General features: G+C 72.2%; 24 protein-coding genes. 11 read left to right on the forward strand and 13 right to left on the reverse strand.

The window, feature by feature from the left end; translation table 11 throughout:
* Window positions 1-180 precede the first annotated feature (180 nt).
* The gene (locus QSK26_RS09870) at window positions 181-894 is read right to left on the reverse strand and encodes a CTP synthase C-terminal region-related (seleno)protein (RefSeq protein ID WP_285774733.1); all 714 of its coding nucleotides are present in this window, start codon (window positions 892-894) and stop codon (window positions 181-183) included.
* A 78-nt stretch (window positions 895-972) separates the two neighbouring features.
* Between QSK26_RS09870 and QSK26_RS09875 the strand changes: the two genes are divergently transcribed.
* Window positions 973-1,878: a LysR family transcriptional regulator gene (locus tag QSK26_RS09875; RefSeq protein WP_285774734.1), complete on the forward strand. Its 906-nt coding sequence runs from the start codon at window positions 973-975 to the stop codon at window positions 1,876-1,878.
* 3 nt (window positions 1,879-1,881) lie between these two features.
* Here QSK26_RS09875 and QSK26_RS09880 read toward each other — a convergent pair whose 3' ends face one another.
* On the reverse strand, window positions 1,882-3,642 hold the full coding sequence (locus QSK26_RS09880) for an ABC transporter ATP-binding protein (RefSeq protein WP_285774735.1): 1,761 nt from the start codon (window positions 3,640-3,642) through the stop codon (window positions 1,882-1,884).
* Window positions 3,639-5,429, reverse strand: coding sequence for an ABC transporter ATP-binding protein (locus QSK26_RS09885; protein WP_285774736.1), 1,791 nt, complete (start codon window positions 5,427-5,429; stop codon window positions 3,639-3,641). The genes QSK26_RS09880 and QSK26_RS09885 overlap by 4 nt, the downstream gene beginning before the upstream one ends.
* Window positions 5,430-5,540: 111 nt before the next feature.
* On the opposite strand from QSK26_RS09885, the gene QSK26_RS09890 reads away from it, so the two are divergent.
* On the forward strand, window positions 5,541-6,254 hold the full coding sequence (locus tag QSK26_RS09890) for a TetR/AcrR family transcriptional regulator (RefSeq protein ID WP_285774737.1): 714 nt from the start codon (window positions 5,541-5,543) through the stop codon (window positions 6,252-6,254).
* A 79-nt stretch (window positions 6,255-6,333) separates the two neighbouring features.
* Entirely contained in the window at window positions 6,334-7,131 is a 798-nt protein-coding gene (locus QSK26_RS09895; protein WP_285774738.1) for an ArsR/SmtB family transcription factor, read from the forward strand.
* 8 nt (window positions 7,132-7,139) lie between these two features.
* On the opposite strand, the gene QSK26_RS09900 is transcribed toward QSK26_RS09895, so the two are convergent.
* Window positions 7,140-7,820 carry a response regulator transcription factor gene (locus tag QSK26_RS09900; RefSeq protein WP_285774739.1) on the reverse strand — a complete coding sequence of 227 codons (681 nt, stop codon included), beginning with the start codon at window positions 7,818-7,820 and terminating at the stop codon, window positions 7,140-7,142.
* A gap of 106 nt (window positions 7,821-7,926) precedes the next feature.
* Between QSK26_RS09900 and QSK26_RS09905 the strand changes: the two genes are divergently transcribed.
* Window positions 7,927-9,138, forward strand: a complete 1,212-nt coding sequence (locus QSK26_RS09905; protein ID WP_285774740.1) for a cysteine desulfurase-like protein — start codon at window positions 7,927-7,929, stop codon at window positions 9,136-9,138.
* On the opposite strand, the gene QSK26_RS09910 is transcribed toward QSK26_RS09905, so the two are convergent.
* The 3 genes from QSK26_RS09910 to QSK26_RS09920 form a co-directional block, all read right to left on the reverse strand.
* Window positions 9,121-10,467 (reverse strand): serine hydrolase domain-containing protein, encoded by a 1,347-nt coding sequence (locus QSK26_RS09910; RefSeq protein WP_285774741.1) that lies wholly within the window; start codon window positions 10,465-10,467, stop codon window positions 9,121-9,123. The two genes, QSK26_RS09905 and QSK26_RS09910, sit on opposite strands and share 18 nt — an antisense overlap.
* A gap of 246 nt (window positions 10,468-10,713) precedes the next feature.
* Window positions 10,714-11,094 (reverse strand): YbaB/EbfC family nucleoid-associated protein, encoded by a 381-nt coding sequence (locus QSK26_RS09915; RefSeq protein WP_285774742.1) that lies wholly within the window; start codon window positions 11,092-11,094, stop codon window positions 10,714-10,716.
* A 10-nt stretch (window positions 11,095-11,104) separates the two neighbouring features.
* Complete coding sequence (locus QSK26_RS09920) at window positions 11,105-11,494, reverse strand: YbaB/EbfC family nucleoid-associated protein (RefSeq protein WP_285774743.1); 390 nt, start codon at window positions 11,492-11,494, stop codon at window positions 11,105-11,107.
* Window positions 11,495-11,581: 87 nt separating this feature from the next.
* Between QSK26_RS09920 and QSK26_RS09925 the strand changes: the two genes are divergently transcribed.
* From QSK26_RS09925 to QSK26_RS09945, 5 genes are all read left to right on the forward strand, one after another.
* Entirely contained in the window at window positions 11,582-11,905 is a 324-nt protein-coding gene (locus tag QSK26_RS09925) for a hypothetical protein (RefSeq protein ID WP_285774744.1), read from the forward strand.
* Window positions 11,896-12,783 (forward strand): WXG100-like domain-containing protein, encoded by an 888-nt coding sequence (locus QSK26_RS09930; RefSeq protein WP_285774745.1) that lies wholly within the window; start codon window positions 11,896-11,898, stop codon window positions 12,781-12,783. Before QSK26_RS09925 ends, QSK26_RS09930 begins: the two co-directional genes overlap by 10 nt.
* Window positions 12,784-12,789: 6 nt before the next feature.
* A complete protein-coding gene (locus QSK26_RS09935; RefSeq protein WP_285774746.1) occupies window positions 12,790-13,461 on the forward strand; it encodes a hypothetical protein in 672 nt (223 codons plus the stop codon).
* Window positions 13,462-13,579: 118 nt separating this feature from the next.
* Window positions 13,580-15,811 (forward strand): SF1B family DNA helicase RecD2, encoded by a 2,232-nt coding sequence (gene recD2 / locus QSK26_RS09940; RefSeq protein WP_502888689.1) that lies wholly within the window; start codon window positions 13,580-13,582, stop codon window positions 15,809-15,811.
* 287 nt (window positions 15,812-16,098) lie between these two features.
* A complete protein-coding gene (locus QSK26_RS09945; protein ID WP_285774747.1) occupies window positions 16,099-17,238 on the forward strand; it encodes a L,D-transpeptidase in 1,140 nt (379 codons plus the stop codon).
* A gap of 67 nt (window positions 17,239-17,305) precedes the next feature.
* Here QSK26_RS09945 and QSK26_RS09950 read toward each other — a convergent pair whose 3' ends face one another.
* Window positions 17,306-18,307: a radical SAM protein gene (locus tag QSK26_RS09950; protein ID WP_285774748.1), complete on the reverse strand. Its 1,002-nt coding sequence runs from the start codon at window positions 18,305-18,307 to the stop codon at window positions 17,306-17,308.
* Between the two features lie 53 nt (window positions 18,308-18,360).
* Here QSK26_RS09950 and QSK26_RS09955 point away from each other — a divergent pair, with 53 nt between their 5' ends.
* Complete coding sequence (locus tag QSK26_RS09955) at window positions 18,361-19,419, forward strand: aminotransferase class V-fold PLP-dependent enzyme (protein WP_285774749.1); 1,059 nt, start codon at window positions 18,361-18,363, stop codon at window positions 19,417-19,419.
* Window positions 19,420-19,432: 13 nt separating this feature from the next.
* On the opposite strand, the gene QSK26_RS09960 is transcribed toward QSK26_RS09955, so the two are convergent.
* The 3 genes from QSK26_RS09960 to QSK26_RS09970 are packed head-to-tail and all read right to left on the reverse strand — an operon-like array spanning window position 19,433 to window position 21,934.
* A complete protein-coding gene (locus QSK26_RS09960; RefSeq protein ID WP_285774750.1) occupies window positions 19,433-20,233 on the reverse strand; it encodes an ABC transporter permease in 801 nt (266 codons plus the stop codon).
* 9 nt (window positions 20,234-20,242) lie between these two features.
* Window positions 20,243-21,001: an ABC transporter permease gene (locus QSK26_RS09965; RefSeq protein WP_285774751.1), complete on the reverse strand. Its 759-nt coding sequence runs from the start codon at window positions 20,999-21,001 to the stop codon at window positions 20,243-20,245.
* Between the two features lie 3 nt (window positions 21,002-21,004).
* Entirely contained in the window at window positions 21,005-21,934 is a 930-nt protein-coding gene (locus tag QSK26_RS09970) for an ABC transporter ATP-binding protein (protein WP_285774752.1), read from the reverse strand.
* Between the two features lie 265 nt (window positions 21,935-22,199).
* On the opposite strand from QSK26_RS09970, the gene QSK26_RS09975 reads away from it, so the two are divergent.
* Window positions 22,200-23,543 (forward strand): MFS transporter, encoded by a 1,344-nt coding sequence (locus QSK26_RS09975; protein WP_285774753.1) that lies wholly within the window; start codon window positions 22,200-22,202, stop codon window positions 23,541-23,543.
* Window positions 23,544-23,599: 56 nt separating this feature from the next.
* Here the strand turns inward: QSK26_RS09975 and QSK26_RS09980 are convergent, their stop codons facing one another.
* The gene (locus QSK26_RS09980; protein ID WP_285774754.1) at window positions 23,600-24,592 is read right to left on the reverse strand and encodes an isopenicillin N synthase family dioxygenase; all 993 of its coding nucleotides are present in this window, start codon (window positions 24,590-24,592) and stop codon (window positions 23,600-23,602) included.
* A gap of 34 nt (window positions 24,593-24,626) precedes the next feature.
* Window positions 24,627-25,604 (reverse strand): aldo/keto reductase, encoded by a 978-nt coding sequence (locus QSK26_RS09985; RefSeq protein WP_285774755.1) that lies wholly within the window; start codon window positions 25,602-25,604, stop codon window positions 24,627-24,629.
* Window positions 25,605-25,625: the final 21 nt, after the last annotated feature.

Consider the following 25,625-nt stretch of genomic DNA (forward strand, 5'->3'; position numbering starts at 1 on the left):
TATCTGCGGTCAATCCTTCGAGAGCGGAGCTGCCGCAAGGCCGCACGGCCCTGACCTGCCCAGCCAGGGCTTAGCGCACGATCCGGTTCCGATGTTCCTCAGACCCCTGGACGCCGCCGTGCGGCGCGCTGTGGACAGAGTGCCGCTCGCCCCGCGCGGGCCCCCGCCCCACGCGCCGAGTCACCCGGCCGCCGGCGTCCCGGCGTGGGCCGCGACCGCGGCGGCGAAGGCGGAGATCACCGGGTGCGGGCGGTCGCCGTCCCCGGCCAGTTCCGGCTGGAACAGGGTGGCCAGGAAGAACGGGTGTGCGGGCAGTTCGGCCACCCGTACCTCGCCCGCCTCGTCGAAGCCGGTGAACCGCAACCCGCCGGCCACCAGCTCGGGCAGGTAGGCGGGGTTGAGGCCGTAGGAGCAGTGGTAGCGCTCCACGCTGGACTCCACGCCCATGATCTGCTCGATCGCCGAACCCGGCGCCAGCCGTACCAGGCCCTCGTGACCGGCCAGCGAGCACGCCAGCGGCGTGATCAGCAGGTTGCCGCCGGCGCCGCTCTCGCCGTGGCCCACCTCCAGCCCGCACACCTCGCGGGCGTAGCCGAGCAGCGCGTGCTGGAAGCCGCCGCAGGTGCCCAGGAAGGGGACGGCCCGCTCGCGGGCGGTGCGGGCGGCGGCCAGCGCGCCCGCCTCGCTGCGGTAGGGGCTGCCGGGCGCCAGCCACACGCCGTCGAAGCCGCCGAGATCGCCGACCTGGTCGGTGCGGATCCAGTAGGCGTCCAGCACCAGCCCCTCACGCCGGCGCAGCGCCTCCAGCAACGACGGGATGCGGGCATGCGCCCGGACGCCCGGGGAACGGTCTCCGACCAGGGCGATCTTCGGAATCGGTGGGGCTGCGTTCATGCCGTTCATCGTGGCACCGGCACCTCGTTAAGCGCCAACGATGATTGGTGGCCATGCGATAAGTGATACTGATGGAGGGTGGATCCGCACCTGCTGCGCACCTTCGTCGCCGTGGCCGAGCATCGTTCCTTCTCCGCCGCCGCGAGCGCGCTCGGCTACACCCAGTCGGCCGTCTCCCAGCAGATCGCCGCCCTGGAGGCCGAGCTCGGCGTCGCGCTGCTGCGCCGCCGCCCCGTCGAGCCGACCCAGGCCGGCGAGCGGCTGCTGGAGCACGCCGGGCCGCTGCTGCTGCGGCTGGCCGCGGCCAGGGCCGACGTCACCCGCGCCGCCGCCGCGCCCGCCGCCCGCCTGACCGTCGCCGCCACCGCCCTGGGCGCGGCCTCGGCCGGGCTCCCCGCGGCGCTGATGCGGCTGCGCGCCGCCCGGCCGCGCGCCGAGGTGGAGGTGCGCCTGGCCGGCGCCCCGGAGGTGGCCCGCCTGGTCGCCGCGGGCGAGGCGGAACTCGGCCTGGCCGACGGCCTCGCCGCCCCCACCGACCCGCTCCCGGTGGCCGCCGCGACCGCGGGACACCTCACCGCGCGCGGCGTCGCCCACCGCGACCTGGCGGTGGCGCTGCCCCGGGAACACCCGCTGGCCGGCGCCGCCGGGCTCGCGCTGGGCGACCTGGTGGACGCGCTGTGGATCGACGCCCCCGCGCTGGGCGCCCCGCTCACCCGGCTGCGCGAGGTGGCCGGCGCCGACGGCTTCCGCCCCGGCCTCGCCTACACCGGCTCGGACGTGGCGACGCTGGCCGCCCTGGTCGCGGCCGGGCACGGCCTGACGCTGCTGCCGGCCACCGCCGGCACGCCGTGGCCCTACGGCCCGGGCACCACCGGAGTACGGCTCACCGCGCCGCGCCTGGTCCACCGCGTCGAACTGCTGCACGCCACCCTGCCGCCCGGCCCCGCCGCCGACCTGGCCGCCGCACTCGCCCCGGCCGGCTGAGGATCACGAGGCGCGCGTGGCGCCCAGCCGGCCCGCGAGCATCCGCGCGTACGCGCCACCGGCGGCGACGAGTTCCTCGTGCGTGCCCTGCTCGACGACCCGGCCCGCCTCCATCACCACGATCAGCCCGGCCTCGCGGATCGTGGACAGCCGGTGGGCGATGACGAAACTGGTACGGCCACGCCGCAGCGAGGTCATGGCACGCTGCATCAGCATCTCGGTACGGGTGTCCAGGGAACTGGTGGCCTCGTCGAGCACCAGGATCCGCGGATCGGCGAGGAACGCCCGGGCGATGGTGATCAGCTGTTTCTCACCCGCGCTCAGGTTGCCGCCCTCCTCGTCCAGCACCGTGTCATACCCGCCGGGCAGCGTCCGGACGAACCGGTCCAGCCCGGCGGCTTGCGCCGCCTGGACGATGTCCGCGCGGGAGGCGCCGGCCGCGCCGTAGCCGATGTTGTCGGCGATCGTCCCGGCGAACAGCCAGATGTCCTGTGGCACCATGCCGGCCAGGCGGCGCAGCTCGGCGCGCGGCATGCGGGCGGTGTCGGCGCCGTCCACGGTGATCCGCCCGCCGGCCGGCTCGTAGAACCGCATGAGCAGGTTGACCAGGGTCGTCTTCCCGGCCCCGGTCGGCCCGACGATCGCCACCGTCCGCCCCGGCTCGGCCACCAGCGACAGGTCCTCGATGAGCGGCGTGCCCGGCTCGTAACGGAAGGACACCCCTTCGAACGCCACCCGCCCGCTCACCGCCCCCGTCCGCTGCTGCTCGGCGGTCTCGGGATCGGCGGCCTCCTCGTCCTCCTCCAGCAGTTCGAAGACGCGGCGGGCCGAGGCGAGCACCGACTGGACCAGGCCCGCCATGGCGGCCGTCTGGTTGACCGGCTGGCCGAACTGGTAGCAGTACTGCAGGAACGCCACGATGTCGCCGATGGACAGCGTCCCGGCGGCGGCGCGCAGCCCGCCGATGACGGCGACCAGCACGTAGTTGAGGTTGACGAGCAGCATCATCGCCGGCCCGATCAGCCCGGACAGGAACTGCGCCCGGAACGCCGCCCGGGTCAGCTCCCGGTTGTGCCCGGCGAACACCTCCTCCGCCTCGGCCTGCCTGGCGAAGGCCGTGACCAGCGCGTGCCCGGTGTACATCTCCTCCACGTGCGCGTTGAGCCGCCCGGCGGAGGCCCACTGCCCGGCGAACCCGGGCTGCGCCCGCCGGCCGATCAGCCGGGCCGCCACGACGGAGCAGGGCACCACGACGAGTGACACCAGGGCGAGCAGCGGCGAGATCCACACCATCATCGCCAGCACGCCCACCAGGGTGAGCACCGCCTGCACCGCGACGCCGAGCACCTGCTGGAGGGTCTGGGCGAGGTTGTCGACGTCGTTGGCGGCCCGGGAGAGCACCTCTCCACGCGGGGTGCGGTCGAAGTAGGCGATGGGCAGCCGGGCGAGCTTGCCCTGCACGCGTTCCCGCAGCCGGAACACCAGCCGCTGCACGATCGCGGCGGTCAGCCGCTGCTGGAGGGCGGCGGCGCAGAACGCGGCCGAACAGCAGGCCGCGGCGGCGGCCAGCGGCCCGGCCGGCTCGGCGAAGGGGCTCGGGCGGCCGGCGGCGCCGACGACCAGGTCGGTGGCGATGCCGAGCAGCCGCGGCACGGTCACGGTCAGCGCCACCGCGGCGGCCGCGGACAGCAGCGCGGCGGCGGCGAGCGGCGCCTCGGGCCGCGCCGTGGCGAGCAGCCGCCTGGCCGGACGGACGTCCTTCATGCCGCCTCCTCCTCGGAGTACTGCGATGACACGATCTCCCGGTAGGTGGCGCTGGCGGCCATGAGCTCCTCGTGGGTGCCGGTGGCGGCGACCTTGCCCGCCTCTCTGCCCGCCTCCAGCACGACGATGCGGTGCGCGTGGCGGACGGTGGCGACCCGGTGGGCGACGATCACGACGGCGGCGCCGGCGGTCTCCGCGGCCAGCGCGGTCAGCAGCGCCCGCTCGGTGGGCTGGTCCAGCGCGGAGAAGGAGTCGTCGAAGAGGTAGACCAGCGGGCGGGCGACCAGGAGCCTGGCGATGGCCAGCCGCTGCCGCTGGCCGCCGGAGAAGTTGCCGCCGCCCTGGCTCACCGGGGTGTCCAGGCCGTGCGGCAGCGCCTCGACGAAGCCACGGGCCTGGGCGACCTCCAGCGCGTGCCACACCTCGGCGTCGCTCGCCTGCGGCCGGCCGTAGCGGAGGTTGGCGGCGAGGGTGCCGGAGAACAGGTAGGCCCGCTGCGGGGCGAGCCCGACCGTGCGCACCAGCGCCGCCGGGTCCAGGTCGCGCACGGGGACGCCGTCGACGAGGACGGTTCCGCCGTCGGGGTCGGCCAGCCGGGCGATCAGGTTGAGCAGGGTCGTCTTGCCGGTCCCGGTGGAGCCGATGATCGCGGTCGTCTCGCCGGGGCGGGCGATGAGGCTCACGCCGTTCAGCACCGGCTGCTGCGCCCCGGGGTGGGTGTAGACGACGTCGCGGACGGTCAGCAGGGCGCGGGCGGGCGGCGTCGTCACCGGCGGGGCCGGCAGGGCGCGGGCGGTGCGGGTGGCGAGCACCTCGCCGATCCGCCGGGCGCTCACCTGGGCGCGCGGGGCGGCCAGCACGGTGAACGTGGCCAGCAGCGCCGAGCCCATGATGAGCGCCAGGTAGTTGAGGAAGGCGATGAGCGTGCCCGCGGTTCCGGTGCCGGCGCCGACGAGGTGGCCGCCGGACCAGACGGCGGCGACCGCGCCCAGGTTGCCCACCAGCATCCCGGCGGGGAACATCGTGGCCATCAGCCGGGCGGCCCGCACCGACACCGCGGCCAGCCCGGTGTTGGCCTCGGCGAAGCGGGCGCGCTCGTGCTCCTCGCGGACGAACGCCCGGATGACCCGGACGCCGCCGATCTGCTCCCGCAGCACCCGGTTCACCTGGTCCAGCCGGTCCTGCATGGCCGCGAACGGGCCGCGCAACCGGTACAGGATCACCCCGAGGACGGCGAGCAGCGCGAGCAGGACGGCGGGGATCAGGCCCGAGAGCCGCGGCTCCAGCCCGACGGCTGTCACGATGCCCCCGGCGAACATCATGACCGGCACCGCCAGGCCGGTCAGCGCCAGGTACAGCAGCGTCTGCACCTGCTGCACGTCGTTGGTGGTCCTGGTGAGCAGGGTGGCGGCGCCGAAGCGGGCCATCTCGCGGGCCGAGAAGCCAAGGGTCCGTTCGAAGACCCGGGCCCGCAGGTCGCGCCCGACGAAGGCGGCGACCCGGGCGGCGGCGTATCCGGCGCCCGCCGCGCAGCCCAGCTGGAAGACGACGACGGCGAGCATCACCGCCCCGGCGTCCAGGACGGCGCCGGCGTCCCCCCTGCTCACACCGTCGTCGATGAGCCGGGCGTTCAGGGTGGGCAGCGACAGCGCCGCGAGGGCCTGCGCCAGTTGCAGCACGGCCACCAGGGCGATCGCCGCCCGGTAGGGGCGGGCGTGGTCGCGGAGGAGCGCGGTCAGCACGACGCCCTCACCGCCCGCGGGGCCGGCGGTTTGCGGACATGACAAGGTCCCTTCTGCTGTGTACGGCGTATATGGCTTGTACAGCGTACGCAGACCAGCGTACGGCGTACAAGTCCGATACGATGTACGCGGAACCGGCGGGAGAGAGGCGGCACCGTGGAACGGGACGAGAAGGATCGCGAGTCCATCTGGCAGCGGCTGGAGCGTCCCCGGCCGGCGCCGCGGGTGCAGCTGACCCACGGGCAGATCGCCGACGCCGCCGTGGAGATCGCCGACGCCGAGGGGCTGGAGGCGGTCTCGATGCGCCGCCTGGCCGACCGCCTGGGCATCGCGACCATGGGCCTGTACCGCTACGTGCGCGGCAGGAACGACGTCGTCGAGCTGATGGTGGACCGCGTCTACGGCCAATGGGAGCCCCTCGCGCCGGACGCGGGCTGGCGCGAGGCCCTGGCGGCCGCCGGACGGCAGATGCGCCGCATCCGGCTGGCACACCCCTGGCTGACCGAGGCCGGCGCGCCGCTGACGCCCGGCTACGTCGCCTACGCCGACCGGCTGCTGGCCTCCATGTCCGGCCTCGACCTGGACGAGGACACGAAGTACGCCGTCGTGACCGCCCTCACCTCCTACGTGAGCGGCATCGCCGACGCGCAGATCCACCTGGCCCGGCTGCTGGCCCGCGAGGGCGTGGCCACCATGGACGAGCTGCGCACCGCCTACGCCCCGCGGATGGCGTGGTTCCTCGACTCCGGCCGCTATCCCGCCTTCGAGCGCTACATCAGGTCCGGCACCAGGAAGGACGACACCGACTGGCAGTTCGAGCTCGGCCTGGCCGCCGTGCTCGACGGCATCGCGGCCCGGCTCGGCATCTGAGCGACATCCTTGACATGCAGCCAGAAGGCTGCATAAATTTAAGGCAGCCAAACGGCTGCATGTCCGAGGTGGCGGGGGAATGGACGAGGTTTTCAAGGCGCTGGCCGACGCCAGCCGACGCCGGCTGCTCGACAGGCTCAACGACCGCAACGGCCAGAGCCTGCGCGAACTGTGCGCCGGACTGGACATGGCGCGGCAGTCCGTCAGCAAGCACCTCACGGTGCTGGAGGCGGCCGGCCTGGTGACCACCGTGTGGCGCGGCCGGGAGAAGCTGCACTACCTCAACGCCGCGCCGATCAACGCCATCGCCGAACGCTGGATCGACCGGTACGACCGCGAGCGCGTACGCGCGCTGGCGGACCTGAAGACGGCATTGGAGCACGAACCCATGGGCAACCCCGAATTCGTCTACACGACCTACATCAACACCACCCCCGAGCGGCTGTGGCAGGCGCTGACCGACCCGGCCTTCACCCGCCGCTACTGGGGGCTCGCCCTGGAGTCGGACTGGGCCGCCGGCTCGACCATGACCTGGGTGCTGGACGGCGTGACGATCGCCGACCCCGCCCAGGTCGTCCTGGAGTCCGACCCGCCCCGCCGGCTGTCCTACACCTGGCACACCTTCACCCCCGAGTTCGGCAAGGCCCACGGGTTCGAGGAAGACCTGGTGGCCCGGATGGCCGCCGAGCGCCGCTCGAAGGTCACCTTCGACATCGAGCCGGCCGGCCCGATCGTCAAGCTGACCGTCGTGCACGACGGCTTCGACCCCGGCAGCGCCGTCCTCGGGCAGGTCGGCACGGGCTGGCCGCACCTGCTGTCGGACCTGAAGACCCTGCTGGAGACCGGCCAGACCCTGCCCGCCCCGCCCGGCGACTGACCCCCGGCTCAGCGCTCGTCCAGCAGCCCCGCGTCATGCACCAGCAGGGCGATCTGGACGCGGTTGTTCAGCCCCAGCTTGGCCAGGACGCTGGAGACGTGCGTCTTGACGGTGGGCAGCCCGAGATACAGCCGGGCCGCGATCTCGGCGTTGGAGCGGCCCTCGCCGACCGCGAGGGCCACCTCCCGCTCACGGTCCCCGAGCAGGGCCAGCCGCTCCCGGGCCTCGGCGCGGCGGCGGTCGCGGCCGCCGTCGGCGACCCGGGCGATGAGCCGCCGGGTGACCGCGGAGGAGAGCACCGGATGCCCCTGGGCCACCCGGCGCACCGCGGTGACGATCTCCTCCGGCGGGGTGTCCTTCAGCAGGAACCCCGCGGCGCCGGCGCGCAGCGCGCGCAGCACGTGCTCGTCGGCGTCGAAGGTGGTCAGGATGATGACCTCCGGCGCGTCACGGCGGGCACGCAGCGCCTCGGTGGCGGCCAGACCGTCCATCGAGGGCATCTTGACGTCCATCAGGACCACGTCGGGGGAGTGCCGCTCCACCAGGGGCAGGACCTCGGTGCCGTCCCCGGCCTGGGCGAGGACGCGCAGGTCCGGGGCGCCGCCCAGCATCATCGCCAGCCCGGCGCGCACCAGCGGGTCGTCGTCCACCAGGAGCACGCCGACCGCCGGCGGCTGGGAGAGGCTCATACGGCCAGCCTAACCAGGCCGCGCCCCGCGGAACGGAAGTCCGGGTGGCACTCGGCACACCTCCTCCCTCTTGTCTGAAATGTCCAGATAGCGGGATGATGTGATCATGAGTTTCGACGTCGCGCGGGTCCGCGCCATGTATCCCGCCCTCGCCGACGGCCGCGCCTGGCTGGACGCCGCCGCCGGCACCCAGACCCCGCACTCGGTGATCGAGGCGATCGCCGGCGCCTACCGGGCGGGCATCGGCAACACCCACGGCGCCTTCCCCGCCAGCGCCAGATCCGGCGCCATCGTCACCGAAGCCCGCCAGGCCGTCGCCGACCTGGTGGGCGGCCAGGCCCAGGGAGTGGTCTTCGGGCCCAACATGACCACCCTCACCTACCGGTTCGCCGCCACGCTGGCCAAGGACTGGGGACCGGGTGACGAGATCGTGCTGTCCCGCCTGGACCACGACGCCAACGTACGCCCCTGGGTGCAGGCGGCCGAACGCGCCGGGGCACGCGTGCGCTGGGCCGAGGTCGACGTGCCCACCGGCGAACTACCCGCCACGCAGTACGAGGACCTTCTCGGCGAGCGCACCCGCCTGGTGGCCCTCACCGCCGCCAGCAACGTGCTGGGCACCATGCCCGACGTGCCGCGCATCACCCGCCTCGCGCACGCCGCCGGCGCCCTCACCTACATCGACGGCGTGCACGCCACCCCGCACAACCCGATCGACGTCACCGCCCTGGGCGCCGACTTCTACGCCACCAGCGCCTACAAGTGGTCCGGCCCGCACATCGGCGCCGTCGTCGCCGCCCCCGACCTGCTGGACCGGCTGCGCCCGGACAAGCTGGCCAGTTCCCCCGACGACGTGCCCGACCGGTTCGAGACCGGCACCCTGCCCTTCGCCGACCTGGCCGGAGTCACCGCGGCCGTCGAGCACCTGGCCGCCCTGGACGCCGAGGCCACCGGCACCCGCCGGCGCAGGATCCTCACCTCCATGGCCGCCGTGGAAGCCTACGAGCAGGCCGAACTGGACCACCTGCTCAAGGAACTGGCGGCACTGCCGCACGTGCGCCTCGTCGGCTCACCCGCCCGCCGTACCGCGACCGTCTACCTCACCGTGCCCGGCCACACCCCGCTCCAGGTGGCCGAGCACCTGGCGCGGCGGGGCGTCAACGTGTGGGACGGGCACTGCTACGCCTGGGAGGTGACCGCCGCGTTCGGCATCCGCGAGGAGGGGTCGGCGGTCCGCGCCGGACTGGTCCACTACAACGACCGTTCCGACGCGAGCCGCCTGGTGGAGGCGCTGGCCGAGCTAACGCCAGCCGGCTGAGTCCACCCCGCCGGGGATCGGCGCGGCCGGATCGTAGGGCTCGCGGGTGAACACGAACGTGTTCAGGTCCAGCGACACGGCCCCGTCACGGCGGACCACGCGGAGCCGTTCCCCGGCGTAGTAGCCGTCCAGGCCCAGCCACGTGCCGTCGGGCTGGGCCACGAACCGCGAGGAACGGCCCGCGCCGCCCAGCGGCGTCAGCGACAGCCCGCGCTCGGGCAGCAGCCGCAGCACATAAGGGGCCGGCCCCCAGTACCACGGCCCGGTCAGCGCCAGCAGCTCCGGGTCGGCGGAGACCGGCACCCACTCCACCGGCAGCCTCGGCTCGCGCTCGGCCACGATCGCCAGCAGGTCGCCCAGCAGCGTGCGGCTCATCCCGGAGGTGGTGTTGGCCAGGAACAACGCGCCCAGCCCCTCGTCGGGATCGGCCCACACGGTGGCCAGGAATCCGGGCATCGACCCGGTGTGCCCGGCCAGCCGCCGCCCGCCTGAGCGGGCCAGCTGCAACCCCAGCCCGTACCCGCTGGTCCACATGTCGCCGTCGTCCACGATCGCCGGCTCGCGCATCTCGGCCAGCGTCGCCGGGTCCAGCACGCCGCCGGTGTCGCCGCCGACGAACGCCGTCCACCTGGCCATGTCGGCCGGCGTGGACCACAGCTGACCGGCCGGGCCCATCGCGCCCGCGTCGTGCTCGGGCTCGGGCAGCAGCACGTCGGCCCACGGATGCACCGCGTACCCGGTGGCGTGCGGGGGGCGCGGGCGCGGCGTGGTGCCGGTCATGCCCAGCGGCTCCAGCACCTCCCGGCGCACCGCCTCCTCCCACGGCACCCCCCGGTGCCGCGCCACCAGCTCGCCCAGCAGCGCGAATCCGACGTTGGAGTAGTGGTAGCGGCGCCCGGGCCGGTGCCTGGCGGCATCCTCGCCGAGCGAGCCGAGCAGCGTCTCCACCCCCGTCCCGGCCGAACGCTCCCACCACGCGCCGGGGGACTCGGCGGTCAGCCCGCCGGTGTGCGACAGCAACTGGGCGATCGACACCTCGCCGACCGCGGTGCCCGGCAGGTGCTTGCCGAGCGGGTCGAGCAGATCCAGCCGGCCCTCGTCACGCAGCCGCATCACCACCGTCGCCACCAGCGTCTTGGTGATCGACCCGATCCGGTACTGCGTGTCCGGCGTGGGCGCCCGCCCGTCCACCGTCCCCCGGCCGCCGAACCACGCCAGCTCCCCGTCGCGGACGATCGCCGCCGCCAGCGACGGCACCCGGCACCCGGCCTGCTCAACGGCGATCCTGCGCAGCAACGCCCCCGCCGTGGCCTCCAGCACCCGCCCCATCGGCTCTCCTTCCCGACGCCGTCCGTACAGGAGACGACCTTAGCCCCGCACCCGCCGCCCACGCCGTAAGCCGAGCCATAATGCGCCCCGCGGCGGCCACGGCTCGCCACTCAGCCGCTTCGGCACGTACGCCACTGACGATCTACCGCCACTGACGATCTACGTCACCGGCCAGGCCCGTCCGATACAGCCATCGGCGCCGAGAATGATCATAGAGAGACGTCGGGAACAGACTGAACCAGCTGTTCACCCCCACTCGGAGCCGAGCAGCCGTTCCAGCTCGGCCTGCGTCTGGACCGGGTCGTAGCCGGGGATGGCCTCGCGCATAAGGTCATGGGTGCGCCGCTGGGCGTCGGCGCCCGCCGCCCGCACCGCCGCGAGCGTCTCCTCGGCCAGGTCCTGGCTGCCCAGCCGCAGGGCATGCTGGTCGTAGCGGACGTCGAGGACGCGCCCGTCCGCTTCGACGGTCACCCGCACGTGGCCCGACGGCCCCTCCCCGGTGCCGGTGACGGCCCGCAGTTCCTCCTGCGCCGACTCCAGCCAGGCCAGCATGCGCTCGCCCCGGAGGGCGGCCTCATCCAGCTTCCGTTCGCTGATGTTGGCGGGGTCGATTTCCGGCCCGAACACGCTTCGCCTCCTAATAAAGGTCGTTGAGTGCCTGCTCGACCCGGGCGCGTACGAAGGTCTCGTCGAGCGGCGCCGGCAGGGCCGCGGCGACGTCGCGCACCCCGTCGGCGATCTCCCGCGCCTGCCGCCCGGCGTCGTCCTGCGCGGCCCGCAGCACCTCGGCGACCTTTCCGCCGAGCGCGGCCTCGCCGAGCCGCAGCGCCCGCGGGTCGATGCGCAGGCGGGTGGGGGCGCCGTGGCCGTTCGCGACCGCCTCGATCAGCCCGTCGTCGCTCTTGGCGCGGCCCTCCACCTGACCGATGGACGCCCGGGCGTCGTGCATCGCGCGGATGGCGCGGCGGCTCTGGGCAACGTACTGGCGCAGGTACTCGGCGTCGTCCTCCGGCGCAGGTGAACGCATGGCGACCTCCGTCAGTCAAGGGCGGGTGAGCGTTTCAGTGTAAACGTAGTGTCTGTGTCGCAATGTGGCTGGATATCCTCCTTGAACATGACGGGATTTGAGATCGCCTCGGGAGCGGTGGGACGCGACGGCACGCACGTCGGCGGCCACGGGGCGGAGTACGACGCCGCGGTCATGCGGCTACGACAACGGTGCAGCGGCGCTCGCACCTTCGGCGGCGAGGGGCTGTTCGCCACCATCACAGGGACCTACAACGAATGCCTGCAGGTCTCGCTCAACGCGCTGACGGGAATCGGCGGGGAGATCGCCGAGACCGGCGAGGGACTGCGCATGGTGGCGAGGAACACCCGGGCGGCGGAGAGCGCCAACGTCGAGAGCTTCGAGAGCTTCGAGGGCCCCACATGGCGGTGACGCTCGACCCGCAGGTGGCGAGCTTCCTCAACCTCATCGGCTTCCCCTGGCCGAACGACAACGAGGACGAGTGGCGCCTGGAGGCGGACGACTGGCGCGTCGTCCTCGCCGCATCGTCGGCACAGGGCGCGGCGGCCGACGAGACGGTCCGCCGCACGCAGCAGACCTACCAGGGCGACTCGGCCACGCAGCTGGCGGCCCACTGGAACCAGGTCGGCGACGGCGGCGGCCACATCTCCCAGGCCACCTCCGCGGCGAAGTTCGCACCGACCGTCCTTGACGGCACCGCGAACGTGGTCAGCGCGGTGAAGCTGGCCGTGGGCACGCAGGCCGCGTTCGGGCTGACCGCCACCACCCAGGCGCTGCTGTTCGGCGGCGCGGCGGGCGGGATGCTCGCCCTCGCACGCATGCAGATGACCCGCCACGCCGTGGGCAAGGCGGCGCTCGAAGGCGCGGAGGGCACGGCCAGGGGGCTGGCCCCGGCCCTGCAGGGCCGGGTGACCGAAACCATGCGCCGCATCATGAAGGAGATGGAGAAACGGCCGCACGCCCGCGACGGCATGCTCCAGATCCGACGCAAGCGCGGGGGTGGCGGCGGCAAAGGGGGCGGCGGTAAAGGCGGCGGCTACGACTCGAACTCCCCGGCGAGCTTTGACGCCGCTGCGCAGCGGATGCACGGCAGGTTGCCCAACAGCGGCGCTGTGAGCAACATGACACCGGAGCAGGCGAGACAGGCGGCGGCGCAAGTCAAGGACAGCATCCTCACGCGGAAGATGAACGAGGCCCGTCTCGGCCGGGACCCCGGACACGCGGCGAGGCTGGAAGAGGAGCAAAAGCTCCTGGCCGAGCTCGAGCGCAAGGCCGACGAGGGGAAGTAACGCGAGATGCAGACACAGACGGGCGACGACCTGATGGCGCGCATCCTCGCCCGCCCCGCCGACGACGGGGTCCTCGGGCAGGCGGCCAACGACCTGCTCAACGAGCTGTTCGGCGGCTACCCCGTCGAGAACCTCCGCACCCTGCTACACAGCGGCGACGACGACGCCGTGCAGACCGGGGCCTGGCTGCTGTCGGAGCTGGGTGAGCAGGCCGAGCCGCTGCTGGACGAGGTCCCCGGCCTGCTGGCCCACCCGCGGCGCCAGGTGCGGTTCTTCGCCGTCGAGTTCGTGCTGCTCGCCGCGGACGAGCGGCACGCCGGCATCATCGCCCAGGCCCTCACCCTGAGCCGGGCTTCCGATACCGCCATCCGGTGGAAGGTCCTGCACTTCCTCACGATGGCCTCGACCGAGCAGCTCATGGCCGGGCTTTCGCGGCTGGCCGACCTCGAGGTCGGGCGGCTCACGGCCGGGCTGGTCGCCTCGGACACCGAAGACCCCGACCCGGGCGAGGTGGTCGCCGGGATGGAGGGCGACGACCCGGTGGCCCGGCTGTTCGCCGCGGCGATCGCGGCGCGCATGGCCGAGGACGACCCGGCGCTGCTGCGCCACGCCGCCAGGGTGCGCGACGAGGAGATCAGTTCGTTCGCACAGTGGCAGCTCAGGAGGTTCCAGGGGTAGCGCCGCCGGTGGGGCAGGCCGTCAGCACCCGCCCCACCGTTCCGGGACCGCGCGCTCGCGCTGGGCACGACTCGCGGAAGGTGTCGCGGAAATCAAGATCTGCCCTACTCTCGTCTGCGTGGGCAGGTCAGAGGAGAGCCGGGACGCGGGCCCCGAGAAGCCCGGTACCAACTTGGCCGCGGTGCTCGAACGCATCACCTACGCCAACGAGGAGACCGGGTACACCATCGCCCGGGTGGCCACCGAGCGCGGCGGGGCGGAGCTGGTGACCGTGGTGGGGCCGCTGCTGGGCGCGCAGGTGGGGGAGTCGCTGCGGCTGACCGGCCGGTGGACCTCCCACCCCCGCTACGGCAGGCAGTTCGAGGTGTGGTCCTACGTGACCGTGCTGCCGGCCACCGTGCAGGGCATCCAGCGATACCTCGGCTCCGGCCTGATCAAGGGCATCGGCCCGAAGATGGCCGAGCGCATCGTGGACCACTTCGGCACCGCCACCCTCGACGTCATCGAGAAGGAACCGGCCCGCCTCGTCGAAGTACCCGGCCTGGGCCCCAAACGCACCAAGATGATCGCCGCCGCCTGGGAGGAACAGAAGATCATCAAAGAGGTGATGATCTTCCTCCAGGGGGTCGGCGTGTCCACCTCGATCGCCGTGCGGATCTTCAAGGAGTACGGCGAGCGGTCCATCGACGTCGTACGCGGCGAGCCGTACCGGCTGGCCGACGATGTGTGGGGGATCGGCTTCAAGACCGCCGACACCATCGCCCAGGCCGTCGGCATCCCGCACGACAGCCCCGAGCGGGTCAAGGCCGGGCTGCGGTACACGCTGTCCCAGGCGGCCGACGACGGCCACTGCTACCTGCCGGCGCCCAACCTGACCGGGGACGCGGTGAAGATCCTCGACGTGCCCGCCGACCTGGTCGCCTCCTGCCTGGAAGAGCTGGTCGCCGACGAGGGCGTGGTCCGCGAGGAGATCCCGGTGGCCGAGGGGGCGGTGCCCGCGGTCTACCTGGTGCCCTTCCAGCGGGCCGAGCTGTCACTGGCCGGTTCGCTGCTCAGGCTGCTCAACACCGGCCGCGACCGGCTGCCCGCCTTCACCGGGGTCGACTGGGACCGCGCCCTGGCCTGGCTGCGCGGCCAGACCGGCGCCGACCTGGCCCCCGAGCAGGCCCAGGCCGTACGGCTGGCGCTGACCGCCAAGGTCGCGGTGCTGACCGGCGGCCCCGGCTGCGGCAAGTCCTTCACCGTGCGCTCCATCGTCACCCTGGCCCAGGCCAAGAAGGCCAAGGTGATCCTGGCCGCGCCCACCGGCCGGGCCGCCAAACGGCTGTCGGAGCTGACCGGCCACGAGGCCACCACCGTGCACCGGCTGCTGCAACTGCGCCCCGGCGGCGACGCCTCCTTCGACCGGGACAACCCGCTGGACGCCGACCTCGTCGTCGTCGACGAGGCGTCGATGCTGGACCTGCTGCTGGCCAACAAGCTCGTCAAGGCCGTGCCGCCCGGAACGCACCTGCTGTTCGTGGGCGACGTGGACCAGCTCCCCTCCGTCGGCGCCGGGGAGGTCCTGCGCGACCTGCTGGCCGCCGAGGAGATCCCCAGGGTCCGGCTGACCCAGATCTTCCGCCAGGCCCAGCAGTCCGGCGTCGTCGTCAACGCCCACCGGATCAACACCGGCCTGTCCCCGATCCTGGCCGGCATGGAGGACTTCTTCCTGTTCCCCTGCGAGGACCCCGAGGAGATCGCCAAACTCACCGTCGACGTCGTGGCCCGCCGCATCCCGCGCAGGTTCGGCCTGGACCCGCGCCGCGACGTGCAGGTGCTCGCCCCGATGCACCGCGGCGCCGCCGGCGCCGGCGCGCTGAACAACGCGCTGCAGGAGGCCATCACCCCCGCCCGCGAGGGCCTGCCGGAACGCCGCTACGGCGGGCGGGTGTTCCGCATCGGCGACAAGGTCACCCAGCTGCGCAACAACTACGACAAGGGCACGGCCGGGGTGTTCAACGGCACCGTCGGCGTGGTGACCGACATCCGCCCCGACGACCAGTCCCTGACCGTCCGCACCGACGAGGACGAGAACGTCGATTACGCCTTCGACGAACTCGACGAGCTGGCCCACGCCTACGCGGTGTCCATCCACCGCTCCCAGGGCAGCGAATACCCCGCCGTGGTCGTCCCGCTGGCCACCTCCGCCTGGATGATGCTCCAGCGCAACCTGCTCTACACGGCGGTCACCCGGGCCAAGCGCCTCGTGGTGATCGTCGGCTCGCGCCGCGCGCTGACCCAGGCCGTGCGCACCAAGGGCGCCGGCCGCCGCCACACCGGCCTCACCCACCGCGTGCACACCCTGTGACATCGCCGGCCCCGCCCCAGAAAAAGGCGCTTCTTTGTAAACCTTTGGGACGGTTGAGGCGTCTACTTTAAGGGGACCCTCCGAGGGTGCCGGGCGTCGACGCGGGCCCGGTGGCCGACGGCGGATCGACCTCCCGGTTTCGGCCCACCGAATACGCGCTCAAAAGCCCACATAAGGTGTGCGCGAGCGCAGGGGTCCCCATTAGGGTTTTAGAGCACCTTTGGCTTAGTGGGGGAGTAGTCGTGATAACACTTGATCGTTGGAAGAGGCCACTGGCCGGGGTTGCCTTGGCCGTCGCCGTGACGCTCACCGCCTCATGCTCGGCGGGCGACCCGGCGGCGACGACCCCAGCGGCCTCGGAGGAGACCACCTCCCCGGCACCCACGATCAAGATCAGTCCCGCCGAGGGCGCCACGAAGGTGCGCCCCGACAAACGGGTCGTCGTCACCGCCGCGGGCGGCGCGTTGCAGGAAGTGACCCTCACCGCAGGGGACGAAGAGATCGAAGGCCGCTTCGACGAGGGCAAGACCCGCTGGGTATCCAGCGGCACACTCCAGCCCTCCACCGAATACACCGTGAACGCCACGGCCGAAGGCACCGGCGGCCCCGCACAGGCCACCAGCGCCTTCACCACACTCAAACCCGCCAGGCAACTGACGATCGCCGACGTGACCCCCAACGTGAAGGGCGAGGAGGTCGGCGTGGGGGCGCCGATCATCGTCACCTTCAGCCAGCCCGTGGCCGAAAAAGCCGCCGTGGAGAAGGCACTGCACGTCGAAGCCGAAAAGCCGGTCAAGGGCGCCTGGCGGTGGATCGGCGACAACCAGGCGATCTACCGCACCGAGAAGTACTGGCCCGCCCACCAGAAGGTCACCTTCACCGCCGACCTCGCCGGCGTCCGCGCCGCCAAGGACATGTACGGCGTCAAAGACACCAAGACCGTCATCACCATCGGCGCCAAGCAGATCAGCACCGTCGACACCCGCAAACACACCATGATCGTCAAGCGGGACGGCAAGACCGTACAGAGGATGCTGATCAGCGCCGGCAAGGCCAACACCCGCGAATACACCACCACCAGCGGCGTCCACCTGACCATGGAGCGGGCCAACCCGGTACGGATGATCTCACCCGGCCGCAAGAAGGGCGACCCGGAATACTACGACGAGCTCATCGACCACGCCGTGCGGATCTCCAACTCCGGCGAGTACGTGCACGCCAAGAACAACGTCTGGGCCCAGGGCCGGCAGAACGTCAGCCACGGCTGCATCAACGCCCGCCCCGACCAGGCCAAGTGGTTCTACGAGAACTACCAGCGCGGCGACGTCGTGATCATCACCGGCACCGACCGCGAGCTGGAATGGAACAACGGCTGGGGCTTCTGGCAGATGTCCTTCAAGCAATGGGCCAAGGGCAGCGCCCTGTGACACCCTGACACCCAAAAAAAGGGGGGAGGCCCGGTCGCGGGCCTCCCCCCTTTTCTTTCTCACACGCTCACAGCAACGCCAGCTGCGGAAAACGCGGCCCCGCCGGCGGAACCACCGGCCGCGCGACACCCAGCCCGTAGACCCGGGCCAGCGCGGCCACCTCCGCACACACCCGCTCCGCATACGCGGCATCCGGCCGCCCCACCCGGTCATACAACTCCGCATAACGCGGCACCAGACCCGGATGATCGGCCTCCAGCCACCGCATGTACCACTCCCGCGTCCCCGGCGGCAGCCGCAGCACCACCGGCCTCACCCCACCCGCCCCCGCCGCCGCGATCCGCCGCACCGTGGCGGCCAACTGGTCCGGCGAATCGGTCAGCAACGGCAGGATCGGCCCCATCACCGCCTCAGCCGGCACCCCCCGCTCGGCCAGCGCCGACAACAACTCCAACCGCCGCTGCGCGCTCGGCGCCCCCGGCTCCACCACCCGCCGGATCCGCTCGTCCACGAACGCCACCGACACCGACACTGCCGCATCGGCCACCGACGCCGCCTGCGCCAGCACCTCCGCATCCCGCAACACCAGCGAACTCTTCGTGTACACCCGAAACGACGCCCCGGCATCCCGCAACGCCGCCAGCACCCCGGGCATCAGCCGATAACGCTCCTCGGCCACCTGATAACAGTCACCGCTGACCCCCACCGCCAGCGCCCGCCCCCGCCCATCGGCGGCCAACTCGGCACGCAACCGCGCCGCGACATCGGTCTTGACCACGATGCCGGTCTCGAAACCACTCCCGGTGTCCAACCCCAACCGGCGATGACCGCTCCGCGCGCCGCAATGCCGGCACGCGTGCCCGCACCCGCGGTAAGGGTTGACCGCCCACTCCTGCGGCAGCCCCGTCTCCGCAGGCACCCGCTCGATCGCCGACCGGGCCCGCACCTCGTAGAAGGTGGTGCCCTCCGCCCGCCGCACCGTCGCCCGCCGCTCGATCCGCGGCCGGTCGTCACGGACCTCAAGGAGCGGAAGCGCGTCCCCATGCATGCGCACCAGTGGAACACGCATTCGACTCCCGGGGCAAGCGTTTCGCCACCAACCGTGCCGCATAAAGTGATCACATGGACCTCGAACAGGCACGCCGGCTCTGGAACCCCACCCCCGGCTGGCTCAACACCGCCAGCTACGGCCTGCCACCCCGCACCACCCTCGAAGAGCTCAGCCGCGTCCTCACCGAATGGCACCACGGCAGCACCGACTGGCACACCTGGGACACCTCCACCCACCGCGCCAGAGCAGCCTTCGCCGCCCTCACCGGCGCACCCGCCGCCGACATCGCCCTCGGCGCCACCACCTCCCAAATGCTGTCCACCGTGGCCACCGCCCTGCCCGCCGGCGCCACCGTGCTCGCCCCGCAGGAAGAGTTCACCTCCAACCTCTTCCCCTGGGCCGTCGCCGCCCACCTGCGCACCGTCCCGCTGGACCGCGTCGCCGACAGCATCGACGCCGGCACCACCCTGGTCGCCTTCAGCCTCGTCCAGTCGGCCACCGGCCAGATCGCCCCCGTCCAGGACATCCTCACCGCCGCCCGCGACCACGACGCCCTCGTCGTCACCGACGCCACCCAGGCGGTCGGCTGGCTCCCCGTCGACGCCACCCGCTTCGACGCCCTGGTCTGCTCCGCCTACAAATGGCTCATGGCCCCGCGCGGCGCCGCCTACGCCTACCTCGCCCCCCGCCTGCGCGAACGGCTGCGCCCCATCGCCGCCAACTGGTACGCCGGAGCAGACCCCGGCGGCTCCTACTACGGCCCCCCGCTTCGGCTGCGCGACGACGCCGCCGGCTTCGACCTGTCACCCGCCTGGTTCAGCCAGGTCGGCGCCGCCGTCACCCTGGAACTCCTCGGCCGGATCGGCGTCGAGCACGTCCACGCCCACAACACCGCACTGGCCGCCCGCTTCCGCCACGAACTCGGCCTGCCCCCCACCGACAGCGCCACCGACAGCGCCACCGGCAGCGCCACCGGCAGCGCCATCGTCACCGCCGACATCCCCGACGCCGAGGAACGCCTGCGCAACGCCGGAGTACGCGCCGCCGTACGGGCCGGACGACTCCGCGCCTCCTTCCACCTCTACTCCACCCAGGCCGACGTGGACCTCGCCCTGAACGCCCTCACCTGAACCACTCCGGCGCTCAGGGCAGCAGCAGCCGCTCCAGCCGCCGCGCCGCGAACACCAGCCCGGCCACCGCCATCACCACCAGATAACCGGCATGCACCAGCAGCCCCCACCCCAGATCGCCCAGCACCACCCCGCGCACCAGCTCCACCGACTGGTACAACGGCGTGGCCCACACCACCACCTGAAGCACCCCCGGATAGTCCGCCACCGGGGAGAAAGTCCCCGAGAACAGGAACAACGCGAACTGCCCCGTGCTGAGCAGGTCGAAATCCTGCCAGCCGCGCATCAGCGTCGAGATCGCCATGCCCGCCGCCCCGAACGCCAGCCCCACCAGGATCGTCACCGGGAACGCCGCCAGCGCCCACCACGGCGCCGCCAGCCCCAGAGCCACCATCACCCCGAGGAACACCCCGGTGTACAGCGACCCGCGCACCAGCGCCCACACCAGCTCCCCGAAGGCGATCTCCATCGGCCGCACCGGGGTGGCCAGGACCGCCTCGAAGGTCTTCATGTACTTCATCTTGAAGAAGAAGTTGAACGTCGTCTCAGACAGCGCCCCCGACATCGCCGAGACCGCCAGCATCGCCGGAGCCACGAACACCGCGTAGGGCACCATCCGGTCCGCGTCCAGCGGCACCTCGCCCACCAGCGCGCCCACGCCCACGCCGATCGACAACAGGTACAGCAACGGCTCGAAGAACCCCGACACCAGCACCAGCCAGTACGACGGCCCCGACCGCAACGCCCCCACGTTGCGGCCGATCACCGCCCCGACCCGCACCGGGGAGATCCGCATCGCCAGCAAGGTCGTCACCACGGCGCCTCAGTCCTCAAGTCGCTTACGGAAAGCACGGTTGGCCCACCACAGCCCGGCCACCGCGAACACCGCCAGGCACGCCACATGCGCGGCCACCGGCCACGGGGGAGCGCCACCCAGCGTCGCCGCCCGGCACAGCTCCACCGCGTGCCACAGCGGCGAGACGTAGGCCAGCGGGCGCACCAGCCCGGGCAACTGCTCGACCGGGAAGAACACCCCGGCGAACAACGTCGAAGGGATCATCACGAACCGGAACAGCAGCGCGAAATAGCTGTCATGCTCCACCGTCGCCGCGAACGCCGTCACCGGCGCGGCCACCGCGAGCCCCAGCAGCGCGCACACCAGCGGCGTGACCAGCGCCCACGGCGAATGCAACGCCCCGAAGGCCGCACTCACCACGAGGAACACCACGACCGCCACCTCGACCCGCAGCAGCACATAAAGCAACCAGCCGCGCAGCATGTCCCAGATGTCCACCGGCGTGGCCCGCATCGCGTGGTAGGACCGCACCCACCGGAAGTCGCCCAGGACCGTGTAGGTGCACTCGCCCACGCCGATCTGGAAGGCGGTGGAGGCCAGCACACCCGGCACGATCCACGACAAATAGTCCGTCCCGCCGATCCCGCCGACGTAACCACCCACCCCCAGGCCGATGCTGAGGACGAACAACACCGGCAACACCACGGAGGAGAACACCGAGGCCCGCCACAACCGCCGGTACAGCAGGAGGTTGCGCTCCAGCACGGCCAGCGTCGGATGCGCCATCGCCTAGTCCACCAGCCTTCGGCCGGTCAGATGCAGGAACACGTCCTCCAGGGAGGAACGGCGCACCAGGACGCTGGAAGGCGCGAGCCCCCGCCGGTGCACCTCGGCCACCGCCGCGTCGCCGTCACCGGTGTACACCAGGATCCGGTCCGGCAGCGGGTCCACCCGCTCACCGACGCCCTCCAGCTTGCCCACCAGATCCGCCGGCCGCAGCACCCCGAACCGCAACTCCACCACCTCGGCCGTGGAATACCGCTCGATCAGCGCCCGCGGGGACCCCTCGGCCACGATCCGCCCGCCGTCCATCACCACGAGCCGGTCGCACAACTGCTCGGCCTCGTCCATGTAGTGGGTGGTCAGGACAAGCGTCTTACCCTCCTGCTTGAGCCGGAACAGCCGCTCCCACAGCAGGTGACGGGCCTGCGGGTCCAGGCCGGTGGTCGGCTCGTCCAGCAGCACGAGGTCGGGGTCGTTGACCATCGCCCTGGCGATCGTCAACCGCCGTTTCATCCCGCCCGACAGCGGCTCCACCTGGCTCGCGGCCTTCTCGGTCAGCTGCGCGAACTCCAGAAGCTCCTCGGCCCGCCGCCGCGCCTCCTGCCGGGACAGCCCGAAATACCGCGCATAGGTCGTGAGGTTCTCCCGCACGCTCAGATCGGGGTCCAGGTTGTCCAGCTGCGGGCACACGCCCAGCCGGGCCCGGATCTCGCTGCCGTGCACCGCCGGGTCCTTCCCCAGGATGCGCAGCTCCCCGGCCGTCGGCATCGACACACACGCGATCATCCGCATCGTGGAGGACTTGCCCGCGCCGTTGGGCCCCAGGAACCCGAACGCCTCGCCGGGCGCCACCGACACGTCGATCCCGTCCACCGCGGTGAAGTCGCCGAAGCGCTTCACCAGTCCTCGCGCCTGGATCAAAGGTTGCTCTGACACGACCGATGACACTAGCCAACGCCACCGACAGTAATGCAACGCCTTTTCCCCGGCCGGGCCCGGCCACGCCCACCCGCGGCGGCCCCGACCACCCTCGCGCGGCCGGTCACCCCGTGTGCTCGCACCGCCACCGCCACCCTCTGGTGATCCCCTGTGACTTGTGACACTCTGACACCGAACACAGTTTTAGAAACGAGTTCTAAGAACTGTCCCCATGCCGCACGCCCCCGGCCGGCCCGGGGGAGCACCACAGCGGAGGAACGCGATGGCCCTCACCCGCGAGCGCAGAAAACTGGGAGCACCCCCCGCCGCCGGAATCGACGCCGCCAACCCCAACCCCTACGGCTGGGCACCGCTCGCCGTCCTGTTCATCGTCGGCCTCGTCGACCGCATCGAGAACAACCTGCTGTCCGGCGTCCTGCCCCTCCTCAAAGCCGAATGGGGTTTCAGCGACACCGCCGCCGGCTCCATCCCCACCGCCGCCGCCCTCGCCGCCGCCATCGTCTCCCTGCCCGCCGGATACCTCGCCGACCGCCACAACCGCACCCGCATCATCACCGTCGTCGTCTTCTGCTGGGCCATCGCCACCCTCGGCTCCGGCCTGGCCACCGGCTTCGCGATCTTCTACCTCACGCGCGTCTTCCTCGCCGCCGCCGAGAACATCGACAACCCCGCCTCCGGCAGCCTCCTGGCCGACTACTACCCACCCGCCACCCGCGCCCAGGCCTACGGCCTCACCCGCATCACCACCTACCTCGGCGGCATCGGCACCGTCATCGGCGGCGTCATCGGCGAAGCGTACGGCTGGCGCACCGCGTTCCTCGTCATGGTCATCCCCGGCCTGCTCACCGCCTGGATCTGCTGGCGCCTGCGCGAACCCTCCCGCGGCGAACTCGACCGCATCATCGCCGGCGCCACCCCCACCACCACCCGCCCCGCCGCACAACAGACCAGGCCACACATCCCCTTCATCCGCCAAGCCGGCCAGGTCCTGCGCATCCCCACCCTGCTCATGGTGTCCATCGGCCTGATGCTCCTCACCTTCGGCCTCACCGGCGTCTACTACTGGCTGCCCTCCCTCATGGTCCGCGACTTCGGCCTCGGCGCCGGCACCGCGGGCACCATCAGCGGCACCATCAGCATCGTCGGCGTCCTGGCCGGCACCCTCATCGGCGCCCGCCTGGGCCGCCACCTGCACGGCATACGCAAAGGCGGCCGCCTCCTCGTCGGCGGCACCGGCATCGCGACCGGCTCCCTCGTCCTCGGCGGCGCCCTCCTGGCCGGCGACGTCACCACGTTCGTCCTGCTCACCGGCCTGTCCAGCATCCTGATGAGCACCGCCATCCCCAACCTCACCGCCAGCCTCGCCGACGTCGTCGACGCCACCTCCCGCGGCCTGGCCTTCGCCGTCCTGCAACTCCTGATGACCCTCGGCACCGCCTTCGGCCCACTCGTCGTCGGCATCGCCTCCGACGCCAGCGGCTCCCTCCTCACCGCCATGTACGTCCTCATCGTCCCGATGTTCCTCGGCGGCGTCCTCACCCTCACCGCCCGCGCCTCCTTCGAACGCGACTCCGCCCGCGTCCTCGAAACCGCCCGCCACACCTGACCACACAAAAAAAGGGGCCGCCGGACACACCGGCGGCCCCCTCAACTCCCCACCACCTACAACACCTCGCCACCCAACTGCGGAAACACCTTCGACACCTTGCCCAGCAGATACTCCCCATACGTCCCGTCGAACGCCCGCAGATCCCGCCCGTCCCACCGCGGCCGGCCACCCACCGCCGCACCCCGCGACGGCAACGGCGGCACCTCCGCCTCCCACCCCGGATCGAAGAAGAACGGGAACGACAACCTCTCCCGGCCACTCACGTTCAACACCCGATGCGGCGTCGAGCGATACCAGCCCCCGGTGAGCCGATCCAGCATGTCACCGATGTTGCACACGAACGCCCCCGGCAACGGCGGAGCATCCACCCAGCCACGCGGCGTCGCCACCTGCAACCCGCCATGGGAATCCTGGGCCAGCAACGTCAGCAACCCGTAGTCGGTGTGCTCCCCGACCCCCCACCCGGCCACCCCGCCACCCGGCGCCACCGGGGGAGCGGGCGGATAGTGAAACACCCGGAACAACACCGTCGGATCAGCCGTACACCCCGAGGAGAAATAATCCTCCTCCAACCCCAGGCTCAACGCCACCCCGCCCAGCACCGCCTGCGCCACCCCGCTCAGCGCCGCCATCCACGCCAGCACCGCCTCACGCAACTCCGGCACCCCCGCCGGGAACAGGTTCGCCCCGTGCAACGGCACCCCGGCCACCACCCGCGGATCATCGGCCGGCAACTCGGCGCCGAAGTACACACCCTCCTTCAGATCCGGCCGCCCCGACGTCAGCTCGGCACCCACCGGGAAGAACCCCCGCCAGGCCCGCCCGCCCCGCGCCATCGAGATCTCCAGCTTCTCCGCCAGGGGAAGCTCGAAGAACCGCCGGCACGCCGCGTCCAACCGCGCCGCGAGCTCCTCGGGCACACCATGACCGGTGACATAGAAGAACCCGCTGTCCCGGCACGCCGCCTCGATCTCACCCGCGACACGCTCCCTGCCCGCGCCACCGCCCACCAACGGCCCCACGTCGATCACCGGCAGACCGTCCACACCCATCCCGCCTCCCACACCCCACCCCCGCCGGCTACCAGCGGTCGTGCACCAGCGGACGGATCAGCTCGTCATAGACCCCCGCCACCGCCGCCCGCACCGGCTCCGAAAGCGCCGGCAACCCCGCCACCGCGGCGTTCGCCTCCGCCTGCCGCCGGTTACGCGCCCCCGGAATCACCACGCTCACCCCCGGCTGATCGACGACCCACCGCAACGCGAACTGCGCCGGCGTCATCCCCTCCGGCACCAGCGGCCGCAACCGCTCCACCGCGGCCAGACCGGTGTCGTAGTCCACACCGGAGAACGTCTCCCCGACATCGAACGCCGCCCCGTCCCGGTTGTAGTTGCGATGGTCATCGGCCCCGAACCGGGTGGCCCGGTCATAACGACCCGACAGCAACCCGCTCGCCAGCGGCACCCGGGCGATGATCCCCACCCCCGCCCCGGCCGCCGCCGGCAGCACCCGCTCCAACGGCTTGAGCCGCAACGCGTTCACAATGATCTGCACCGTCGCCACGTTCGGCCGGGCGATCGCCGTCAGCGCCTGCTCACACGTCTCCACACTGACGCCGTAGGCGGCGATCCGCCCCTCACCGACCATCTCATCCAGCGCGTCATACACGGCCTCGTCCTCGAAGACGGGCGTCGGCGGACAGTGCAACTGCACCAGATCGACGGTGTCCACACCCAGGTTCCGCCGCGACCGGTCATTCCAGGCACGGAAGTTGTCCCGGTTGTAGGCCGCCGGCTCCTGCGGCACCCGGCGGCCCATCTTCGTGGCCACGGTGAGCCCCGGCCGCTCCTTCAGCAACCTGCCCACGAGCTGCTCGCTGCGGCCGTCGCCGTACACATCCGCCGTGTCCACGAACGTGACCCCGGCATCGACCGCGGCGTGCAACGTCGCCAGCGCCTCGTCCTCGGAGACCTCACCCCAGTCCGCGCCCAGCTGCCACGCCCCCAGGCCGACCACGCCGACCTGCCTGCCCGTCCTGCCCAATGCACGCTGTTCCACACGCCAGATCGTACGGCTCCC

It is taken from the genome of Microtetraspora sp. NBRC 13810 (assembly GCF_030268685.1).
Classification (GTDB): domain Bacteria; phylum Actinomycetota; class Actinomycetes; order Streptosporangiales; family Streptosporangiaceae; genus BSRQ01.